The 1,069-nt window shown below is 64.6% G+C and carries 1 protein-coding gene; it reads left to right on the plus strand.

Going from position 1 to position 1,069, the window contains the following annotated elements; all coding sequences use genetic code 11:
- On the plus strand, positions 1-1,069 hold a 1,069-nt coding region (locus JYJ84_RS37335; RefSeq protein ID WP_205190362.1), incomplete at both ends, for a glycosyltransferase family 4 protein.

Here is a 1,069-nt window from a genome sequence, read left to right on the forward strand (position 1 = left end):
GCGATCGTCCACGACTGGCTCGTCACGTATGCGGGCGCCGAACGCGTGCTCGAACAGATCGTCGCGTGCTTTCCCGACGCGGACCTGTTCAGCCTCGTCGATTTCCTCGACGATCGCGCGTTCGTGCGCGGCAAGCCGGTGACGACGTCGTTCATCCAGAAGCTGCCGTTCGCGCGCACCAAGTACCGCAGCTACCTGCCGCTGATGCCGCTCGCGATCGAGCAGCTCGACGTATCGGAGTACGACCTGGTGATCTCGAGCAGCCACGCGGTCGCGAAGGGCGTGCTGACGGGGCCGGACCAGGTGCACATCAGCTACGTGCATTCGCCGATCCGCTATGCGTGGGATCTGCAGCACCAATACCTGGAACAGTCGAACCTCACGCACGGGCCGAAATCGCTGCTCGCGCGGATGATCCTGCATTACATCCGCAACTGGGACACGCGCACCGCGAATGCGGTGGACGGTTTCGTCGCGAACTCCGCGTTCATCGCGCGGCGCATCAAGAAGGTTTATCACCGCGATGCGGCGGTGATCTTCCCGCCGGTCGACGTCGACGCGTTTTCGCTGAATGCGGAGAAGGAGGACTTCTACCTGACCGCGTCGCGGATGGTGCCGTACAAGAAGATCGACCTGATCGTCGACGCGTTCTCGCGCACGCCCGAGCGCAAGCTCGTCGTGATCGGCGATGGCCCCGAGATGCAGAAGATCCGCGCGAAGGCCGGCCCGAACGTCGAGATCATGGGCTACCAGCCGTTCGCGGTGCTGCACGACCGGATGCGGCGCGCGAAAGCGTTCGTGTTCGCGGCCGAGGAGGATTTCGGGATCTCGGTGGTCGAGGCGCAGGCGTGCGGTACGCCGGTGATCGCGTACGGCAAGGGCGGCGCGCTCGAAACCGTGCTCGACCCGCAATCGAACCTGAACCCGACCGGGCTCTTTTTCGACGAACAGACGCCGCACGCGATCGTTGCGGCCGTCGACGATTTCGAGCGTGCGCCGCAGCGCTTCACGCCGAATGCCTGCCGTACGAATGCGGAGCGGTTTTCCGCCGATAAATTCCGCCGCCGCT

Source organism: Burkholderia sp. LMG 13014 (genome assembly GCF_905232215.1).
GTDB lineage: Bacteria > Pseudomonadota > Gammaproteobacteria > Burkholderiales > Burkholderiaceae > Burkholderia.